This is a genomic window from Agromyces sp. Leaf222 (assembly GCF_001421565.1).
Taxonomy (GTDB): Bacteria; Actinomycetota; Actinomycetes; order Actinomycetales; family Microbacteriaceae; genus Agromyces.
The window spans coordinates 1,453,054-1,473,044 of record NZ_LMKQ01000001.1; the positions used below are offsets into that span (position 1 = coordinate 1,453,054).

General features: G+C 72.3%; 15 protein-coding genes. 3 read left to right on the forward strand and 12 right to left on the reverse strand.

Going from position 1 to position 19,991, the window contains the following annotated elements:
- Nucleotides 1–17: 17 nt before the first annotated feature.
- From ASE68_RS06360 to ASE68_RS06370, 3 genes are all read right to left on the reverse strand, one after another.
- Nucleotides 18–1,475 (reverse strand): MFS transporter, encoded by a 1,458-nt coding sequence (locus ASE68_RS06360; protein ID WP_055856382.1) that lies wholly within the window; start codon nt 1,473–1,475, stop codon nt 18–20.
- A gap of 137 nt (nt 1,476–1,612) precedes the next feature.
- Nucleotides 1,613–2,998, reverse strand: coding sequence for a M20/M25/M40 family metallo-hydrolase (locus ASE68_RS06365; RefSeq protein ID WP_055856384.1), 1,386 nt, complete (start codon nt 2,996–2,998; stop codon nt 1,613–1,615).
- Nucleotides 2,999–3,029: 31 nt separating this feature from the next.
- Nucleotides 3,030–3,689 carry an NADPH-dependent F420 reductase gene (locus tag ASE68_RS06370; protein ID WP_055856387.1) on the reverse strand — a complete coding sequence of 220 codons (660 nt, stop codon included), beginning with the start codon at nt 3,687–3,689 and terminating at the stop codon, nt 3,030–3,032.
- A 229-nt stretch (nt 3,690–3,918) separates the two neighbouring features.
- On the opposite strand from ASE68_RS06370, the gene ASE68_RS06375 reads away from it, so the two are divergent.
- Nucleotides 3,919–5,043, forward strand: a complete 1,125-nt coding sequence (locus ASE68_RS06375) for an LLM class flavin-dependent oxidoreductase (protein ID WP_082462073.1) — start codon at nt 3,919–3,921, stop codon at nt 5,041–5,043.
- Between the two features lie 55 nt (nt 5,044–5,098).
- On the opposite strand, the gene ASE68_RS06380 is transcribed toward ASE68_RS06375, so the two are convergent.
- From ASE68_RS06380 to ASE68_RS06415, 9 genes are all read right to left on the reverse strand, one after another.
- Nucleotides 5,099–6,280: a cation:proton antiporter gene (locus ASE68_RS06380; RefSeq protein WP_055856390.1), complete on the reverse strand. Its 1,182-nt coding sequence runs from the start codon at nt 6,278–6,280 to the stop codon at nt 5,099–5,101.
- 16 nt (nt 6,281–6,296) lie between these two features.
- Nucleotides 6,297–6,791, reverse strand: coding sequence for a cation:proton antiporter regulatory subunit (locus ASE68_RS06385; protein WP_055856393.1), 495 nt, complete (start codon nt 6,789–6,791; stop codon nt 6,297–6,299).
- Nucleotides 6,792–6,858: 67 nt separating this feature from the next.
- The gene (locus ASE68_RS06390) at nt 6,859–7,731 is read right to left on the reverse strand and encodes a hypothetical protein (RefSeq protein WP_055856397.1); all 873 of its coding nucleotides are present in this window, start codon (nt 7,729–7,731) and stop codon (nt 6,859–6,861) included.
- A gap of 10 nt (nt 7,732–7,741) precedes the next feature.
- Entirely contained in the window at nt 7,742–7,918 is a 177-nt protein-coding gene (locus tag ASE68_RS20165; protein WP_157421568.1) for a hypothetical protein, read from the reverse strand.
- Between the two features lie 79 nt (nt 7,919–7,997).
- On the reverse strand, nt 7,998–9,176 hold the full coding sequence (locus ASE68_RS06395; protein WP_055856400.1) for an acyl-CoA dehydrogenase family protein: 1,179 nt from the start codon (nt 9,174–9,176) through the stop codon (nt 7,998–8,000).
- Nucleotides 9,177–9,185: 9 nt separating this feature from the next.
- Entirely contained in the window at nt 9,186–10,265 is a 1,080-nt protein-coding gene (locus ASE68_RS06400; RefSeq protein ID WP_082462074.1) for a DUF4349 domain-containing protein, read from the reverse strand.
- 322 nt (nt 10,266–10,587) lie between these two features.
- Entirely contained in the window at nt 10,588–11,424 is an 837-nt protein-coding gene (locus tag ASE68_RS06405) for an aldo/keto reductase (protein ID WP_055856402.1), read from the reverse strand.
- Nucleotides 11,425–11,435: 11 nt separating this feature from the next.
- Nucleotides 11,436–12,644 (reverse strand): MFS transporter, encoded by a 1,209-nt coding sequence (locus ASE68_RS06410; RefSeq protein ID WP_055856404.1) that lies wholly within the window; start codon nt 12,642–12,644, stop codon nt 11,436–11,438.
- 118 nt (nt 12,645–12,762) lie between these two features.
- Nucleotides 12,763–16,911, reverse strand: a complete 4,149-nt coding sequence (locus ASE68_RS06415) for a DUF3418 domain-containing protein (protein ID WP_055856405.1) — start codon at nt 16,909–16,911, stop codon at nt 12,763–12,765.
- A 121-nt stretch (nt 16,912–17,032) separates the two neighbouring features.
- Between ASE68_RS06415 and ASE68_RS06420 the strand changes: the two genes are divergently transcribed.
- Nucleotides 17,033–17,869 (forward strand): aldo/keto reductase, encoded by an 837-nt coding sequence (locus ASE68_RS06420; protein WP_055856408.1) that lies wholly within the window; start codon nt 17,033–17,035, stop codon nt 17,867–17,869.
- 73 nt (nt 17,870–17,942) lie between these two features.
- Nucleotides 17,943–19,970 (forward strand): thioredoxin domain-containing protein, encoded by a 2,028-nt coding sequence (locus tag ASE68_RS06425; RefSeq protein ID WP_055856411.1) that lies wholly within the window; start codon nt 17,943–17,945, stop codon nt 19,968–19,970.
- Nucleotides 19,971–19,991 lie beyond the last annotated feature (21 nt).

A 19,991-nucleotide genomic window follows, 5' to 3' on the forward strand; every position in this document is an offset into this window, starting at 1 on the left:
CCCCTCCGCGCACGGCGTCAGCTTACGGCAGCGGCCGCCTGCACCTCGGGGGCGTCGGAGAACGCGAGCTTCGGCACGAACGCGAGCAGCACGACCGAGACCGCGGCCGTGAGGCCGCACACGATCCAGACCGTGAGGTAGCCCGAGAGCGATCCCGCGGTGCCGTCGCCGGCGCCCGACCCGCCGGTCAGATGGCTCGCGAGCGCGATGCCGAACACGCACGAGGCGATCGCGCCGCCGACGGTCTTGACCGAGTTCGTGAGTCCGGTCGCGACGCCGGTCTGCGTCGGGGGAGCGGCGGCGGCGGCTGCCGCCGGGAGGGCGGCGACGAGCGCACCGGAGCCGATGCCCGCGATCACCATGTTCGTGAGCGTCTGCGCATAGGTGTCGTGCAACGGCACGAACAGCAGGTAGCCGACCGCGACCAGGGACGAGGCGAGCATGAGCGTGATGCGGGGCGTGAGACGACGCGCGACCGACGAGTACGAGAGCGCGCCCGCGATCATCGCGATGAGGTAGACGCCGATGAGCAGCGAGGTCTGGAAGCCCTGGGTGCCGAGTCCGTAGCCGTAGACCTCGGGGTCGGTGCGGGCGAACGTCGAGAGCGGGGCCTGGGCGCCGAGCACGCTGACGCCGAACAGGCCGGCCGTGATGAACACCGGGCGCAGCGACGGCGATGCGAACATGCGCACGTCGATGAGCGGGTCGTCGTGGCCGAGCTCGAACCGGGCGAACACCGCACCGAGCGCGATGCCGAGCACGATGAGCCCCCACGACAGCGGGTCGGCGACGCCGTTCAGGCGCAGGAAGCTGAGGCCGCCGGTGACGGCGAGCAGCGCCAGGGAGATGAGCACGAGCCCGATGAGGTCGAGGCGGCCGCCGGTGAGCTCGGGCGACTCCTTCACGCCGAACAGGATCACGAAGAAGCAGGCGGTCACCGCGATCGCCGGAATGAGCAGCACGGTGGTGAGCGGGAGCACGTCGATCAGCGCGCCGCCCGCGAGCGCGCCAGAGATGGCGCCGATCTCGAGCGCGGCGACGAGCACGCCGGCGGACTTCATGGTGAGCGACGCCGGGTGCCCCGCCCGACGCGAACGTGACCAGATCAGCGCGATCTCGAGCGGCAGCCAGACCACGTAGAAGCCCTGCAGCGCCCACGCGGCGAGGAAGAGGGCGAACGAGTCGGTGAACGGCAGCACGAACGACGCGGCGGCCGTGATGGCCGTCGACCACACGAGCATGCGCTTGTGGCCGACCATGTCGCCGAGCTTCGCGAACGCGGGGACCACGAGCGCCGACAGCATGAGCTGCGTGCCCTCGAGCCAGTTCACATCCGCGTCGTGGATGCCGAGGTTTCGCGCGATGTCGGTGAGCATCGGGGTGTAGAAGCCCTGCAGGATGCCGCTCGTGAACTCGACGAACGCGAGGAATCCGACGATCGCGGCGATGGGACCGAGGCTGACGGCACGCGACATCGGGGGCTCCTTCGGGTTGGGGTGGATTCACCCTAAGCCCTCATGAGAGCGCTCCCGTTCCGAGATCGGCTCGCGTTGATCACGCTTCGGTCACACCTGGTCGGATGCCGCGGCGGCGCGTCGCGGCATCCGGAACCTCAGGAATCGAGCGAGGCGATGAGCGTGCGGTGGAACCGTTCGCCGCGCTCGAGGCTGTCGAACGTGACGGACTCGTCGACGCCGTGGATCGCGGCGCGCTGCGCGGCCGTCATGGCGAGTGGGGCGAAGCGGAACACGGCGGGGGCGAAGCGGTGGAACCATCGCGAGTCGGTGGCCGCCATCACGAGGTACGGCGCGGTGACGGCCTCGGGGTACGACGCGGCGACGGCGGCCTCGATCGCGTGGAACGCGGGGCTGTCGGTCGCGGACTCCGGCGACGGCTCGCTGCCGTCGAGCACGGTGACGCTGACGTGCCGGTCTCGGATGACGCGGCGCACCCGCTCGGCCGTGCCCGCGATTGTCTCGCCGGGCGCGATGCGCAGGTTCAGCACGGCCGCGGCCTGCGACGGCAGCACGTTGTGGGCGGTGCCGCCCTCGAGCATGGTGGCCGCGACGGTGGTGTGCACGATGGCCGCGGGCTCGCCGCCGAGCTTCGCGAACACGCGGGCCGTGACCCACGGCAGGGCGGTGAGGGCCTGCAGCAGCAGTCGCGGTGCTCCCTTCGTGTGCGGCGTGAAGCTGCGGAGCATCGCGCGCGCCGACGCGGGAACCCGCTTCGGGAACGGGTTCGGGTGCAGGCGGTGCACGGCGCGGGCGATGCGGTCGGTCGGGGTGTGCGTCGGCGGCGCCGACGCGTGGCCGCCCTTGCTCTCGGCTGCGAGCCGCAGCGAAACGATGCCCTTCTCGCCGACCCCGACCATCGCCGAGGGGAGCGAGACGAACGGGAACGGCGCGTCGATGACCGCGCCGCCCTCGTCGAGCACGAGCCACGGCGTGATGCCGCGCGCCTGGAACAGGTCGGCGATCGCCTTGCCGGCGCTGCCGTGATCCTCTTCGTTTCCGCCGAACGCGAGGTACACGTCGCGCGCGGGGGTGAAGCCGTCGGCGAGCAGGTTCTCGACGGCTTCGAGCAGCACGAGCATCGGGCCCTTGTCGTCGAGTGTGCCGCGACCCCAGACCGAGCCGTCGTGGATGCGGCCCTCGAACGGCGGGAACGTCCACCCGTCGGCCTCGACCGCCGGCACGACGTCGTAGTGCGCCATGAGCACGACCGGGTCGGCGTCGCTTCGGCCGCGCCAGTGGAAGAGGAGGCCGAGCGGATGCGGCTGCTCGAACGCGAGGCGCTCGTGCGTGAGCGGGTAGAGCCCGGCGAGCAGGTCGCGGAACGCGTCGAAGTCGGCCATGCCGCGCTGCTCGAGCTCGGCCGACACGGTCGGCAGTGCGATCATGCGGGAGAGGCGCTCGGGGGCGCCGGGGCGGACGGTGGGAGCCGGCGACGCTGGGGACACTGCGGGGGCGGCGGGCACCGTGGGGGAGTCGGGCATGCGACCCAGCGTACGACGCGAACCGAGCGCGTCAGGCTGCGAGGTGCGCCGCAGGGGTCACGAGCGCCGTGAGCTCCGCCGCGCTGAGCTCGCGGCCGAAGGCGGGATGTCCGGGCTCGAGCGCCCGTCCGTTGGCGAGGGGGCCGCCGTCGACGGCGTCGAAGCCGAGGTCGTCGATGATGCGGGCGAGCACGGCACGGGCCTCTGGGTCGTCGCCGACGACGGCGAGGGCGCGGCGCAGGGGGGATCCGGCATCCATGCTGTCGTCCTCCATCTCGTGGTAGCCGAGGTGGTTCAGTGACTTAACGACGCGGGCGTTCGGGTTGCGGGCGGCCATGATCTCGCTCGTGGATCGCTCATCGGCGTCGATCTCGGCGATGTGACCGTCGACCGGGGGCCAGTAGTTCATCGCGTCGACCACGACGCGCTCACCGAAGTCGCTCCACGGCACGGTGCCGGCCTTGCCGAACGGCACGGCCACGATGATGACCTCGGCGCCCGCCACGAGTTCTGCGGGAGTGGCGACCTTCGCTCCGGGGGCGACGACCGACACGAGCAGGTCGAGCGCGGTCTGGCGGGGCGAACCCGCCATCACGACCTCGTATCCGGACGCCACCAGCAGGCGGGCGAGGGCGGTGCCCACCTTTCCCGCTCCGAAGATGCCGATCGACGGCAGATCTGCCACGTGCATGTCTCCATTCTCGCGCGCACGCCCGTCGTCGCCCGAAGGTTCCATGCGTGTGCGTCAGGTTCAACCGGGCGAGCGGATGTCGCATTCCCGGCGCCGGCGTCACGGTCGCCGCCCCGCGACATCCGCCCGACGTCCTCGACAGGACCGGGCGGCGGGATGGCCCGGGGGAATAGCATCGGTGCAGGCCCGGTTGATCGATGCGAACGCATACGAATGAAGACGGAGCATCATGACCCACTACGAGTTCGGCGTCGACACGTTCGGCGACATCACCCTCGGCGCCGACGGCGCGAAGCTCTCGCACGCGCAGGTGCTGCGCAACGTGGTGGAGGAGGGCGTGCTCGCCGACCGCCTCGGGCTCGACTTCTTCGGCGTCGGCGAGCACCACCGCCACGAGTTCGCGATCTCGGCCCCCGAGGTCGTGCTCGCCGCGATCGCAGCCCGCACCGAGCGCATCCACCTCGGGTCGGCGGTCACCGTGCTGAGCAGCGACGACCCCGTGCGCGTGCACCAGCGTTTCGCCACCCTCGACGGCATCTCGAACGGGCGCGCCGAGGTGATCCTCGGACGCGGGTCTTTCATCGAGTCGTTCCCGCTCTTCGGCTACGACCTCGCCCAGTACCAGGAGCTCTTCGACGAGAAGCTCGAGCTCTTCGCCGCCCTGCTGCCGCAGGAGCCCGTCACCTGGAGCGGCAAGCTCCGCCCCGCGCTGACCGACCAGCTCGTGTACCCGACCGTCGAGCACGGCTCGCTGAAGACCTGGATCGGCGTCGGCGGCAGCCCCGAATCCGTCGTGCGCGCCGCCCACTACGGCCTGCCGCTCGTGCTCGCGATCATCGGCGGCAGCGCGGCCCGCTTCGCCCCGCTCGCCGACCTCTACCGCCGAGCGCTCGACCAGTTCGGGCACGAGCCGCAGCCCGTCGCGATCCACTCGCCCGGGTTCATCGCCGACAGCCGCGCCGAGGCCCTCGACACCCTCTGGCCGCACTACGAGGCCATGACGAACCGGATCGGCGCCGAGCGCGGCTGGGGCCCGACGAACCGTCGCCACTTCGAGGACGAGTCCGTCAACGGCGCGCTCTACGCGGGCGAGCCCGAGGCGGTCGCGCAACGCATCGCCGACGCCCTCCGCGTCACCGGTGCGACCCGCTTCGACATGAAGGTCTCCAACGGAGGCCTCTCGCACGAGGCCATCATGGGCAGCATCGAGCGCTACGCGACCCAGGTGGTGCCGCGCGTGCGCGAGCTGCTCGCGGCCGACGACGACGTCGACGCGGACCTCGCCGCCGCGCGCGAGCTCGCGGCGCAGGACCGGGCGGATGCCGCAGCCGAACGCTCCACGTCGGTCGAGTAGGCGGCCGGCCGGCCAGCCGGATCAGGTGGTCGCTCTGATCAGGCGCTCGGCCTGATCAGGCGGTCGCCCGGGCGGCGCGGCGTCGCACGATCGCGCGGAACCACGCGGCATCCGGAACCCTCGCGAGGAACGTGCCCGAGATGATCGTGATGAGCACGTAGGCCGTCGCGAGCGACGCGAGCTCGGGCGCCGCGCCGGAGGCCACGGCGATGCCGGCGATCACGATCGAGAACTCGCCGCGCGGCCCGAGCGTGAAGCCCGCGCGCCACTGGCCGAGCGTGCCGACGCCGGCGCGCCGGGCCGCGTACGCGCCCGTGACGACCTTCGTCGCGATCGTGACGACCGCGAGCAGGAACGCGGGTAGCAGCATCGACCAGAGCGCCGACGAGTCGGACGTGATGCCGAAGAACACGAAGAACGTGGCTGCGAACAGGTCGCGGAGCGGCGTCAGCACGCGGCTGGCCGCTGCGGCCACCCGGCCGGAGAGCGCGATGCCGACGAGGAACGCGCCGACCGCCGAGGACACGCTGACCTGGGCCGCGAGCCCGGCGACGAGCATCGTGAGCCCGAGCACGCCGAGCAGCAGCGGCTCGGCGTGGTCGGCCGGGAACAGCCGGGACACGATGTGCCCGTGCCGGAGCGCGACGTAGAGGATGACGCTGACGACGCCGACGGCGATCGCCACCCCGATGGCGCCCTGCAGGATGCTCGCGCCCACCGCGAGGGCCGAGAGGATCGGCAGGTAGAACGCCATCGCGAGGTCTTCGATGACGAGCACGCCCAGGATCGCGGGCGTCTCGCGGTTGGACAGGCGGCCGAGGTCGCGCAGCAGCGTGGCCACCACGCCCGAGGACGATACCCACGTGACCCCCGCGAGTGCGACCGCCGCGAGCGGGCCCCAACCGAACATGAGGGCGACGAGCGCGCCGGGTACGGCGTTCAGCAGGGCATCGACGATGCCCGCCGCACGCGTGGACTTGAGGCTCCCGAAGAGCTCTGGCGCGGTGTACTCGAGCCCCAGCAGGGCGAGCAGCAGGATGATGCCGATCTCGGAGCCGGCCTCGAGGAACTCGGCGCTGGCGTCGAGCGGCACGATGCCGCCCTCGCCGAACGCGAGCCCGATCACGAGGTAGAAGGGGATCGGCGACATGCCGATGCGCAGGGCGAGGCGCCCGGCCAGGCTCATGATGAGCAGTAGCGCGCCGACTTCGATCAGCAGCAGCGTGGTGTCGTGCATCGGCGGCGCCCGGCGATCAGTCGGGGCCGGAGGCGAGCAGCTTGGCTACTCCGTCGAGTCCTTCTCGCGTTCCGACGGCGACGATGACGTCGCCCGCCCGCAGGTGATCGGCCGGTGTCGGGGAGGGGATGATCGTGCCGTCGCGCACGATCGCCACGATCGACGCGTGCGTGCGCGTGCGGGCCTTCGTCTCGCCGAGGGTGCGATTCAGGTACGGCGAATCGGTCGGCAGGGCGATCTGCTCGGTGTAGAGCCCGGCGGTCTCGTCGCTGAGGCTCGTGAGCCGGCTCAACATGACCGACGCGCCGAGCACGTCGGCCAGCGCCGCGGCCTCGTCGTCGTTCAGCTGGATCGAGTCACGGCACGCGTCGGGATCGTCGCGGTCGAAGACGCCGAGATCGCGCTCGCCGTCGCGGTGCGAGACGACGCTGATGCGCCGCCCGCCTTCAGTCACCAGGTCGTGACGCACGCCGATGCCCGGCAGGTCGACCTTCTCGATGCGAATACCCACAGCGGATATCGTAACCCCGCTGGAGGGGCCGCCGTCCGGTTCGACGCGGCTCGCCGTGTGTCGGTCGTCAGACCGTGACGCTGGTGCGCATCTCGAGCACGGGCGTGCCGTCGTCATCGACGAGCTGCAGGGCGATCTGCGCGTTGCCGAGCTCGCCGAGCGAGTCGGCATGGGTGCCGCCGCACGGGATCGCGGCCGCGCCGCCGGGCAGTTCGGCGACCCAGGTGCGGCGGTCGGTGAGCCGGTCGCCGTCGCGGTCGATGCGCACCGGTGCGTTCGCGAGGACCCAGCCCTGCACGGTCGCGGTCACGGTACGTGCGAGGGAGTCGAGATCGGCCTCGAGGAGGCCCGCGGTGTCGAAGCCGGCGCGCCGGAGCGACTTGTTGAGTCGGTAGCGGTCGATCGAACCGCCCGGCTCGATGCGGCTCGAGGCGATGGCGATGCCGTCGAAGTCGGGGTTGCCGAGCGCGTCGGGTCGTGCCGGCTTCGACCAGCGCGACGCCAGTGCGAGGTTCAGGGCGAGGGATGCCGCGTGGCAGGCCGTGTGCCCGAGGGAGAGGGCGCGCCGCGCCGAGGCATCCGCCGTGATCGCGACCCGGTCGTCTTCGGCGATCGAGGCGTCGCCGTCGACGAGGTGCGCGACCAGGAACGACCAGCCGTCGGTGCCCTTGCGCACCGGGATGCCCGCGCCGAGGTGGAGTGCGGAGCCGTCGGTGGCCGCGACGACGGCCTCGTGCACGGTGAGGCTGACGCCGTGGGCCTCGATGACGCCCGTGTCGGCCGGCTGGTCGGGCCAGGCGGCGTCGACGGGGTGGAAGCTGGTGACGTCGGTGACGACCACGAGCCGCCCATCGACGCGCTCGACGTGCAGCACCCGTGCGGGCTGCACGAGCTCGCCCTCGGGATAGGTGACGCGGGTGTCCTGCTGCGGCAGCGTCATCGAGCGGCGCTCAGGCCTTGTCGCTGCGGCCGAGGAAGCTCATCGGGATCGCCATCGAGAGCGAGATGCAGAGGATGCCTGCGAAGAACACGATCGCCTCGAAGCCGACGACGTGCGTGGCATTGCCCATGAGCCACATGCCGAACACGAACACGGCCATGGCGATGATGAACAGAACGGCGCTCACGACGACCCCCTTGACGAGTACGCGGCGCTGCGCCGCACGATGCCAGTCTATCGAGCGGATGCCGCGGCGCGACCGCGCGCTAGTCGGGAACGGGCCCGAGCCACGCGTTCGCCACGGTCGCGTGCGCCGACTCGTCGTCGGAGGGGTGGAAGATGCCCGCGAGCACGTCGCGGTACAGGCGCCCGATCTCGGAACCCGCGAAGTAGCTCGATCCGCCCGACACGCGCACGGCCTGGTCGACGACCTGCTTCGCCGTCTCGGTCGAGCGCACCTTGACGCCGACGAGCTTCGCGAACCAGCGCGACCCGTGGTCGACGAGTCCGTCGAGGTCGCGCGCGACGGCGAGCAGCTGCGGCTCGAGGGCGTCCTGCGCGAGCGCGGCGTCGGCGATGCGCCAGCGGATGTCGGGGTCGTGGGCGTACGGCGCGCCGTCGCGCTTCATCGAGGTGCGCCGGTGCGCGGCGGCCACCGCCAGGTCGAGGGCGCGCGCGCCGATGCCCGCGTACACCGAGGCGAGCAGCAGTTCGAAGCTCGCGAAGATGCCGAACACGAGCGGGTCGGCGTTCGGCCCCGGATCGAGCCGGCGCACGATGCGATCGGATGCCGCGTACGCGCCGTCGAGCACGGTCGTGCGGCTCTGGCTGGCGCGCATGCCGAGCGTGTTCCAGTCGTCGAGGATCCTCACGTCGGGGTCTTCACGGTCGATGAACCCGTAGACGAGCTTCGGGGCATCGGCCGACGCGGTGTCGAGGCCCATGGTGCCGAGCCTGGTCCACGCGGGCGAGAGCGAGGTGAAGATCTTGCGACCCGTGTAGCGGTAGCCGCCGTCGGCCTGCGGGTCGGCCTCTGTGCGGGAGCCGAAGAGCATGAGGTCGTTGCCGGCCTCGCTGATGCCGAAGCCGAACACCTCGCCCGCTGCGGCCTCGCGCTGCAGGAACTCGAGGGTGTCGTCTCCGCGGTCGGCGAGGATCTTCGCGACCGCGGTCCAGACGAGGTGCATGTTCACCGCGAGGGCCGTGGCGGGCGCCGCTCCGGCGAGGCGCATCTGCCCGCGCACCGCGTCGTCGAGCCCCCATCCGAGGCCGCCGAACCGGGTCGGCACGAGGGATCGCAGGTAGCCGATCTCTCGGAGCTCGACGAGGTCCTCGTCGAAGAAGGCGTTGTCGCGGTCGTAGCGTGCTGCCCGTTCTCGGAATCGCTCGAGCAGGTCGTCGTCGAGCAGGGACACCGGCGTCTCAGGGGTCGCGATCGAGGTCACGTCGCCAGACTACGCCCGAGTCGCGGGGTCGTGGTCGGGCGCGACGGGCGCCTCCTGAGCGTCGCCCTCGGCGCCGGCGGTCGCTCCGGGGTCGCCGGGACCGCGACCGCCGCGGCGCCGCACGAGCCGCACGATGCCGACGACGATCGCCGCGACGACGAGCCCCGCGAGCACCCACGGCAGGATCACGCCGACCGCGACGCCCAGCCATCCGAGGAACAGCAGCAACCCGTTCCAGCCGGCCACGAGGCCGCCCCAGAAGCCATCGGGCGCTGGGGAGGGCGCGACGTCGACCGTCGTGAACCCGACCGTGAGCGTCGAGTAGGCGATCTGGTCGTCGAGCTGCTCGCGCTGCTGCACGAGTCCGTCGAGCTCGCCCTGCCTGGTCGTGAGTTCCGACTCGATCGCGATCAGGTCGCCCAGGTCCTTCGCCTCGGCGAGCAGCGCGGTCATGCGCCCGACCGAGGTCTTCAGCGCACTGATGCGCGCATCGAGGTCCTGATGCTGCTGCGTGACATCCGATGCGTTCATCGAGACCGAGGTGACGTCGCCGAGCTCGCGCAGGTCGTCGAGCACGGCGTCGAGGTCGTCGGCGGGGATGCGCAGCGTCAGCGACGCCCACGCGGGCTCGACCTCGCTGCCGGGGTTCTCGGTGCGGCTGTCGACCCGGCCGCCGGCCTGCTCCGCGATCCGCGCGGCGTCGGCCGCGGCCTCCACCGGGTCGTCCACCGTGACGGACACGTCGCCCGTGGTGATGACGCTGCGCTCGGCGGCGCTCGACCCGGCGTCGCTGCCCTCCATGGCGTCGAGTGCCGCCTCGTCCGAGAGCGCGACCTCGCCCGAGAGCGGCTGGGGCGCCGAGCCGTCGGCCGAACCGCCTGCCGCCGGCGCCTGCTCGGACATCGCCGAGCCGCCGGCGCTGCATCCGGCCAGCAGGGCGATCAGTAGCGCCGCGCCGGCGGTCGCCACGGGTGCGACGACGCGTCGACGGCGTCGTCGGGCGAGCGGATGCCGGTGGTCGCCGACCTCCGATGCGGGGTGCTGATGACGCTCGACTCCGGTGCGGTTGCTGCGCTGCGAGGCTCTCATGGGCACACGGTACTGCGCGGCGCGAACCCGATGTCTGGGCCTCGGCTGGGAGTGCGATCACGATCGGATTGCGCTTTGCTGGGAGTCGTCGAACGGCCCCAACGAACCGCGCCACCCACTCGTTCGGCGGTCTTCCGGTCGCGGATATTCAGGAGATTCCGCTGCATGCGTCGCCAGAGAGACCTATGGGGTCGAATCTCCTGAATTTCTGGCGCGGATGCCATGCGGATGCGGATGCGAATGCGAATGCGAATGCGGATGTAGATGCGGGCGCGGAGGCACGTGCGGTGGGCCGGCCGCGCGCCGGGCGGGGCCCGATCCGTCAGTCGAGGTCGGGGTCGCGGCCGGTGCGCTCGCCGGACTCGAGGGCCGCGATCGCGGCGAGGTCCACCTCGTCGAGCTCGAAGTCGAACACGTCGAGGTTCTCGCGCAGGCGCGCCGACGACGACGCCTTCGGAATCGCGATGACCCCCTGCTGCATGTGCCAGCGCAGCACGATCTGCGCCGGGCTCCGGTCGTGGCGTGCGGCGATCAGCGCGAGCGTCGGGTCGTCGAGCACGCGCCCGCGGGCGAGCGGCGACCACGCCTCCACCCGGATGCCGCGAGCCTCGTGATCGGCGCGCAGCTCCCGTTGCGGCAGCCACGGGTGCAGCTCCACCTGGTTGACCACGGGGGCGACCCCGGTCTCGGCGATGATGCGGTCGACGTGGTGCACGTGGAAGTTCGAGACGCCGACCGAGCGCACGCGCCCCTCGGCCTGCAGCCGCACGAGCGCCCGCCACGTGTCGACGTAGCGGTCGGTCGACGGCACCGGCCAGTGGATGAGGTACAGGTCGAGCACGTCGAGTCCGAAACGGGCCATCGAGTCGTCGAAGGCGCGGAGGGTCGCGTCGTACCCGTTGTCGTCCTTCCAGACCTTGCTCGTGACGAACAGGTCGTCGCGGGCGACGTCGGTCTCGCGCACGGCGCGGCCGACCTCGGCCTCGTTCGCGTAGAACGCGGCGGTGTCGAGATGCCGGTATCCCGCGTCGATGGCCGCGAGCGCCAGCTCCGTGGCATCCGTCGCCGGCACCTTGTAGAGCCCGAACCCGAGCTGCGGGATGCGCGCGCCGTCGGCGAGGTCGAGGCGCGGGGCGAGGGGAAGCGGTGCGTCGGTCATGGGGTCTCCGATCAGCTGGGTTGCAGGGGCACGGGCTCCGTGTCGGGAATGGGGCTCGCGTCGCGGCCACGCAGGTCGGGATGCCAGCGACGGCCGAACGTCGGCACCAGCACGCCGACGAACGCGAACCCGGCGGCGATCCAGAACGCGCCCTGCGCGCCGTAGCCGTCGATGAAGAAGCCCGCGAGCGCCGAGCCGAGGGCGGCGCCGATGAGCTGGCCGGTGCCGACCCAGCCGTAGGCCTCGGCCGTGTCCGAGAACTTCACGCTCGACGACACGATCGAGAACAGCACGGCGAGTGCCGGGGCGATGCCGATGCCGGCGAGGAACAGCGTGGCCGAGAGCCACCAGAAGTCCATGACGAAGGCGGCGAGCGCCATGCCCGCGAAGACGATGAACATGCGGCGGGCGGTCGCCCACGGGCCGATCGGGATGTGGCCGAACAGCAAGCCGCCGGCGAGGGAGCCGACCGAGAAGATCGCGAGCACGAGACCGGCCTCGGGGCCGCCATGGCCGAAGACCGCGACGACGCCAGCCTCGACCGCGGCGCACGCCCCGATGAGGAGGAACCCGACGACCGTCGCGAGCAGCACGGCCGGACGGCTGAGCACGACGCCGAACCTGCGCTTCGACCGCGGGATGCGCACGCGCCCGAGCTCGGGGGAGCTGATGAACCAGGCGCCGCCGCCGACCATCATCACCGCGGCCAGCATGATCGCCCAGATGGTGCCGATCTGCGTTGCCACGAGCGTGGTGACGACCGGGCCGACCACCCAGATGATCTCCTGCGCCGACGCGTCGAGCGAGAAGAGCGGGGTCAGCTGCCGGGAGTTGACCATCTTCGGGTAGATGGTGCGCACGGCCGGCTGCACCGGCGGGGTGGCGAGGCCGGTGATGAACCCGACGAGCATGTACAGCGGCACGGTCAGGGGCAGTACGCCGATCGAGACGATGCCCGTGACGCAGAGGGCCGTGGTGACGATGAGCACGGGGCGCATGCCGAGGCGGCCCATGAGGCGGCTCGTGAGCGGACCCGCGATGGCCTGGCCGATCGAGGTCGCGGCGAGCACGAGACCGGCGGAGCCGTACGAACCCGTGACCTGCTCGATGTGCAGCAGGAATGCGAGCGAGAGCATGCCCGACGGGAAGCGCGCGGTGAGCTGGGCGGCGATGATGCGAGCGACGCCCGGGGTCTTCAGCAGGTCGGTGTAGCTAGCCACGGTGGCACCACTCTATCGATCCGGATGTCGCGGGCGAGGGGACGTCGAGGCGTGTGCCGGGGCGTGGCCTGTACGCCGTGTCCGCCCTGCTCGGCGCTCGATCCGGCCCGCCTGGCGACTACTCGGCCGGCGCCGCGAGCGCCTTCGCGATGCGCTGCGGCGAGACGGTCTCGGCGGTGCGCAGCTCCTGCGCGAAGAGGCTGACGCGCAGCTCCTCGAGCATCCAGCGCACCCGCACGAGTCGTTCGGGCGCCTCGGGGTCGATCGGCACCCGCCCGCCGGCGGCCTCGAAGGCCTCGAACGACGGCGTGAACTGGTTCATGGCCTGCCGGTCGCGGCCGGGGTTCTCGACGAGCTTCGCGATGCGCGCGGTGATCGCGTCGAGGTACCTCGGCAGGTGCCGGAGCCGCTCGAGGCCCGTCGCCGAGACGAACCCCGCCGGCACGAGCGCGTCGAGTTGCGCACGTGCGTCGCTGAGCGAGGACATCAGGTTGATGCTCGAGGCCTTCGCGATGGCCCGGTCGACGTCGCGCGCGGTGCGGAGGATGCGGGCGACGAGCGCCACGGTCTCGAACATGCGGTCCATGATCGAGGCCGCGATCGCGTCGCGCACGGCCTCGAACTCTGCGCGCGTGCGCACCAGTCCGTCGGGGTGGGTCGCCCGCAGCTCGGCGTCGACGCAGGCCGCGACGCAGTCGTCGAGCAGCGCACGGGTGCCCGGGTAGGCGCTCGTGGCGAGGGCGAGCTTCTCGTCGTTCGACAGGTGTCCCTGCACGTAGGCGACGGGGGTCGGCGTGGCGAGCACGAGCAGGCGACGGATGCCGCGGCGCGACGCCAGATCGCGCTCGGCGGCCGTGGCCACGAGCCGCAGCGCCACGCCCGTCTTCTCGTCGACGAGGGCGGGATAGGCGCGGATCACGTTGCCGGCCTGACGGGTGTCGAGGTGCGCGGGCAGCTCGTTCCACTCCCACGTCGTGATGCCAGAGCGCTCGGCGAGCGCCGGGTCGGCGGCGGCGGGCGGTGTCGCCGGCGCGCCACGGCGGGCGTCGGGCGCGGGGCCGGATGCCGCGTCACGACCGGGTCGGCGGCGGCCACCGGCATCCGGGGTCGACGTGACGGCCTTCGCGACGGCCTCACGGGTGCGGTCGGCGAGCTTCGCCTGCAGGGCGGCGAGGTCCTTCGACGTGCCGAGCGTGCGGCCGCGTTCGTCGACGGCGCGGTACGTGACGCGCAGGTGCGGCGGAACGCGCTCGAGGTCGAAGTCGCCCGGGTCGACGGTGGCGTAGGTCAGCGCGCGGATCGTGCGCCCGACGACGGCCGTGAACGCGTCGCGCTCCTCGCCGCGCTCGGGGCCGGTCGGCAGCTCGGCGGCGATCTTCGCGGCCCACTCGGCCGCCGGCACGACCTGTCGGCGGATCACCTTGGGCAGGGTGCGAAGCAGGGCGGTGATGAGCTCGTCGCGAAGCCCGGGCACCTGCCAGTCGAACCCGGCCGGGCTGATGCGCGGCAGCAGCACGATCGGCACGACCACGGTCACGCCGTCGTCGTCGGTGCCGGGCTCGAAGCGGTACGAGAGCGAGTACGTCTGGTCGCCCTGCCGCCAGCGGTCGGGGAACCCGTCACCGGTGTCGGCGACGGCGTCCTCGCCGAGCAGGTCGGCGCGCGTCATCGTGAGCAGCTCGGGGGTGCGGCGGTGCTCGGCGCGCCACCAGCGCTCGAACGAACGGGTGTCGGCGACGTCGGCCGGCACGCGCGCCTCGTAGAAGCGCATCACGGTCTCGTCGCCGACGAGGATGTCGCGGCGGCGCGTGCGCTCCTCGACCTCGCCGAGCTCGCGCCGGAGCTCGCGGTTGGCGCGCACGAACCTGAAGACGCGCTTGTCGAGGCGGTCGGAATCCCAGTCCTCCTCGACGAGCGCGTGGCGGAGGAACAGCTCGTGTGCGAGCGACGGGTCGACGCGGCCGAGGAGGATGCGGCGCTTCGCGACGATCGGCACGCCGAACAGGGTGATCTTCTCGTCGGCGACGGCCGAACCCTGGCGGCGCTCCCAGCGGGGCTCGCTGTACGAGCGCTTCGCGAGCGGGCCGGCGAGCTGCTCGGCCCACGCCGGATCGATGGCCGCGTTCGTGCGCGCGAAGAGCCGGCTCGTCTCGACGAGCTCGGCGCTCATGATCGCGGCCGGCGGCTTCTTCGCGAGCGCCGACCCGGGGAACACCACGAACCGCGTGTTGCGGGCGCCGACGAACTCGGCCTGCTGCCGACGGCCCTTGCGCTCCGACTCGCGTGCCGAGCCGGCGCCGCCGCGCCCGGTCGACGTCTTGCTGTCGTCGCGGAGGCCGATCTGCGAGAGCAGCCCCGCGAGCAGCGCCCGGTGGATGCCGTCGCCGTTCGGCTCGCCGGCCTCGTTCGCGATGTGCAGCCCGAGCGGCTTCGCGAGGCTGCGCAGCTGCCGCACGAGGTCCTGCCACTCGCGGATGCGCAGGTAGTTGAGGTACTCCGACTTGCACATGCGCCGGAACGCGCTGCCCGAGAGCTCGCGCTGCTTGGCCTCGAGGTGATTCCAGAGGTTCAGCAGCGTGAGGAAGTCGCTCGTCTGGTCGATGAACCGGGCGTGGAACTGGTCGGCCTGCTCGCGTCGCTCGAGCGGGCGCTCGCGCGGATCCTGCACCGTGAGTCCTGCGACGATCGCGAGCACCTCGCGTGAGACGCCCTGCGTCTTTGACTCGAGCACCATGCGGGCGAAGCGCGGCTCGATCGGCAGGCGCGAGAGCTGGCGGCCGATGCGGGTGAGCTGCGGGCCGCGGGCGGCCGCGGCATCCGCTCGTCCTTCGCCTCGCCCCGCACGCCCTTCGGCGTTCGTGCGGTCGCCCCGGTCGCCGCGGTCGCCCCGCCCGGCACGGTCGCCGCGGTCGTCGTCGATGGCGCCGAGCTCGCGCAGCAGGTCGAGGCCGTCGCGGATGCCGCGGCCATCGGGCGGCGTGAGGAAGGGGAACTCCTCGATGGGCCCGAGGCCGAGCGAGGCCATCTGCAGGATGACGGCCGCGAGGTTCGTACGCAGGATCTCGGGATCGGTGTACTCGGGGCGGCGCTCGAAGTCCTCCTCGGAGTAGAGGCGGATCGCGATGCCGTCGCTCGTGCGCCCCGAGCGCCCCGAGCGCTGGTTCGCCGAGGCCTGCGAGATCGCCTCGATGGGCAGGCGCTGCACCTTCGAGCGCACCGAGTAGCGGCTGATGCGGGCCGTGCCGGCGTCGACGACGTAGCGGATGCCCGGCACGGTCAGGCTCGTCTCGGCGACGTTCGTGGCGAGCACGACGCGGCGGCGGAGCCCGGCGACCTTCGACGGCTCGAAGACCTTGTGCTGGTCGGCCGACGAGAGGCGCCCGTAGAGGGGGAGCACCTCGGTCTCGCCGGCCCGACCACCGCGCCCGGTCGCGTAGTGCGCGCGTACCGCCGCCTCGGCGTCGCGGATCTCGCCCTCGCCCGAGAGGAACACGAGCACGTCGCCCGAGGACTCCCGGTCGAGTTCGTCGAGGGCGTCGAGGATGCCGCGCTGCACGTCTTTGTCGTCGGCGGCCGCGCCCTCGTCGTCACTGTCGTCACCGCCGGCGCCGGCGCCCTGCTCGGCGACGAGGGGGCGGTAGCGCACCTCGACGGGGTACGTGCGGCCCGAGACCTCGATCACGGGAGCGGGCTCGGGTTCCGGCAGCGGCGCGCCCGAGGAATCCGTCTCGCTCGCGAAGTGCCGGGCGAAGCTCTCGGGGTCGATCGTCGCACTCGTGACGATGACCTTGAGGTCGGGGCGCCGGGGGAGCAGGCGCTTGAGGTAGCCGAGGAGGAAGTCGATGTTGAGGCTGCGCTCGTGCGCCTCGTCGATGATGATCGTGTCGTACTTGCGCAGGTCGCGGTCGCGGTGGATCTCGTTCAGCAGGATGCCGTCGGTCATCACCTTGACGCGCGTCGCCTCGCTCACCTTGTCGGTGAAGCGCACCTGGTAGCCGACGAGGTCGCCGAGCTCGACCTGCAGCTCCTCGGAGATGCGTTCGGCGATGGTGCGTGCGGCGATGCGTCGGGGCTGCGTGTGCGCGATCGAGGTGCGCCCGAGTTCGAGGCAGATCTTCGGCAGCTGGGTGGTCTTGCCCGACCCGGTCGCGCCGGCCACGATGACGACCTGGTGGTCTCGCAGCGCGCGCGCGATCTCCTCGCGCTGCCCGGAGACCGGCAGTTCGGGGGGATAGGTGATCACGGGGATCGTCGCGGTGGAGGTCATCAGCCCTCCATCGTACGGCCGGCCCGGCGTGCCGAGCGCGCGTCCGCCGCGCCGGTGGCACGCCTTCGCGCTCGGCGAAACCCCCTGTCGCACCCGGAGGCCCGCGTGATGGGATGGAGCCATGACCGATCAGCTCGTACCCCGTGTCCAGCTCAACGACGGCACCTCCATTCCGCAGCTCGGGTTCGGCGTGTTCAAGGTCGATCCGGGCGAGACCGAGCGCATCGTGAGCGACGCGCTCGAGGTCGGCTACCGGCACCTCGACACGGCCCGCATCTACGGCAATGAAGAGGGGGTCGGGCGGGCGATCGCGGCATCCGGCATCCCGCGTGAGGAGCTGTTCATCACGACGAAGCTCTGGAACGACGACCAGGGCACCGAGTCGGTGCGCACGGCGTTCGAGCAGAGCCGCGAGCGCCTCGGCCTCGACTACCTCGACCTCTACCTGATCCACTGGCCCACGCCGGCGCGCGACCGCTACGTCGAGACGTGGAAGGCGTTCGAGCAGCTGCGCGAGACCGACGGCGTGCGCTCGATCGGCGTCTCGAACTTCCTCGCGCACCACCTCGAGCGGCTCCTCGCCGAGACCGAGGTCGTGCCGGCGGTCGACCAGATCGAGCTGCACCCGTACCACCAGCAGCCCGCGACCGCGGCGTTCGCCGAGGAGCACGGCATCGGCATCGAGGCCTGGGGCCCGCTCGGCCAGGGCAAGTACCCGCTCTTCGACCTGCCCGAGGTGACCGGGGCCGCCGCCGCGCACGACGTGACGCCCGCCCAGGTCGTCATCCGCTGGCACCTGCAGCGCGGGCACATCCTGTTCCCCAAGTCGAACCGCCGCGAGCGCATGGCCGAGAACTTCGACGTGTTCGGCTTCGAGCTCACCGATGACGAGGTCACCGCCATCACGGGCCTCGAGCGCGAGGGTCGCGTGAGCGCGCACCCCGACGAGTTCAACTGAGTCCGATGACGCGAAGGCGGATGCCGCAGCCGCGCGCGGCAGGTCATGGCGGGTTCCCGGCGGCGGGCGCCCGATGAATCGGCTCGCCGCCGCGCTGAGCCCGTACCTGCGCTCGCACGCCGGCAACCCCGTCGACTGGTACCCGTGGGGCGAGGAGGCGTTCGCGGCCGCGCGCGAACGCGACGTGCCCGTGCTCGTGTCGATCGGGTACGCGACGTGCCATTGGTGCCATGTCATGGCGCGCGAGAGCTTCAGCGACCCGGCCGTCGCGGCGTACCTGAACGAGCACTTCGTGGCGATCAAGGTCGACCGTGAAGAGCATCCCGACGTCGACGCGAGCTACCTCGCCGCGGCCTCGGCGTTCACGAAGCAGCTCGGCTGGCCGCTCACGGCGTTCGCGACGCCCGAGGGGCGGGCGTTCTACGCGGGCACGTACTTTCCGCCGCGCGCCGTGCAGGGCGTTCCGTCGTTCGTCGACGTGCTCGTGGCGGTGACGGAGGCCTGGCGCGATCGCCGCGGCGAGCTCGACGACACCGCCGCGGCCGTCGCCGATGCGTTGGCCGCGTCATCCGTCGCGTCGACCGAGGGGGCGTTGCCGGGGGCGGCGCAGCTGGCCTCTGCGGTCGCGCTGCTCGCGGCCGACGAAGACGCGGTGCACGGCGGATTCGGCGGGGCGCCGAAGTTCCCCGTCGCGCCGGTGCTCGACTTCCTCGTCGCCTCCGGGGTCGCCTCCGGGGTCGCCTCCGGGGTCGCCTCCGGTGGAGCCGGTGGGGTGGGGTCGGCGGATGCGGGTCGGGCGCTCGCCGAGCGCACCCTGCTCGCGATGGGCGCCTCGCCGCTGCTGGACCCCGTCGAGGGCGGGTTCTTCCGCTACGCGACGCGCGCCGACTGGAGCGAACCGCACTACGAACGCATGCTCACCGACAACGCGCTGCTGCTCCGCGCGCTCGCCGAGCTCATGACCGGCGACGGCGGCTCCGGCGGCATCGAGCAGATCGCGTCGGGCGTCGCGGCCTTCCTGCGCGACGTCATGCAGCTGCCCTCCGGCGGATTCGCGAGCGCACAGGATTCCGAGAGCGACGTCGACGGCGTGCGCACGGAGGGCGGGTACTACGCCCTCTCACGCGACGAGCGGATGTCGCAGCCGCCGCCCGCGCTCGACGACAAGGTGCTCGCGGGGTGGAACGGCCTCGCGATCGGCGCGCTGGCCCGGTTCGCCGCGGTCGAGGGTGGGCCCGAGGGCGCGGCCGCGCTCGGCGGGGCCACCCGGGCCGCCGCCCACGTGCTCGCCGTGCACCTCCGACCCGACGGCATGCTCGTGCGCGCCTCGCTCGGCGGCGAGGTCTCCGAGGCGGTCGCGACGCTCGAGGACGTCGGCATGCTCGCCGGCGGGCTCATCGACCTCGCGCTCGCCACGGGGGAGGCGTCGTATGCCGTGACCGCGCGAACGCTCGTCGACGGCGCGCTCGCCGACGATGGGCGGTTCGCGCCGCCCGGAGGCGCCGACCCGGTGCTCGCCGCGCGCGGGCTCGCCCTCCCCGAGGACCCGGCCGAGGGCGCGACGCCGTCGGGGCTCACCTCGTGCGCCGATGCCGCGTGGCGGCTCGCCGCACTCGGCGCCGGCGACCGATACCTCGATGCCGCGCGTCGCGCCATGCAGACCGTCGCCGGCATCGCGGTGCAGCGTCCGATCGCGTTCGGCGGCGCCCTCGCACTCATGGCGCGGCTCGACGCCCCGCTCGTGCAACTCGTCACGGTGGTTCCGGATGCCGCGGTCGAGGCCTCGGCCGATCCGGCCGAGCGCGCGGCGGAGTCCGATCCGTTCGCGGAGCCCACGACCGTGTTCGATCCCGTGCTCGGCGAGGGGTTCCAGCCCGCGTTCGACCCCGAGATCGAGCTCGTCGACGCGACCCGTCGGCACGCGGCATCCGTCACCGCGATCGTCACCGAGTCGCAGGCGCGGGCGTTCGCAGATGCGGGCTTCGAACTCTTCGAGGCGCGCGCCGCCGTGGGCGGCGAGGCGACGGCGTACCGCTGCGAGTCGTTCGTCTGCGCCCTGCCCGTGCAGGCCGCCGACGCGCTCGCCGCGCTCGCGCGCTGAGGCGACCGACGTCTTCGCGTC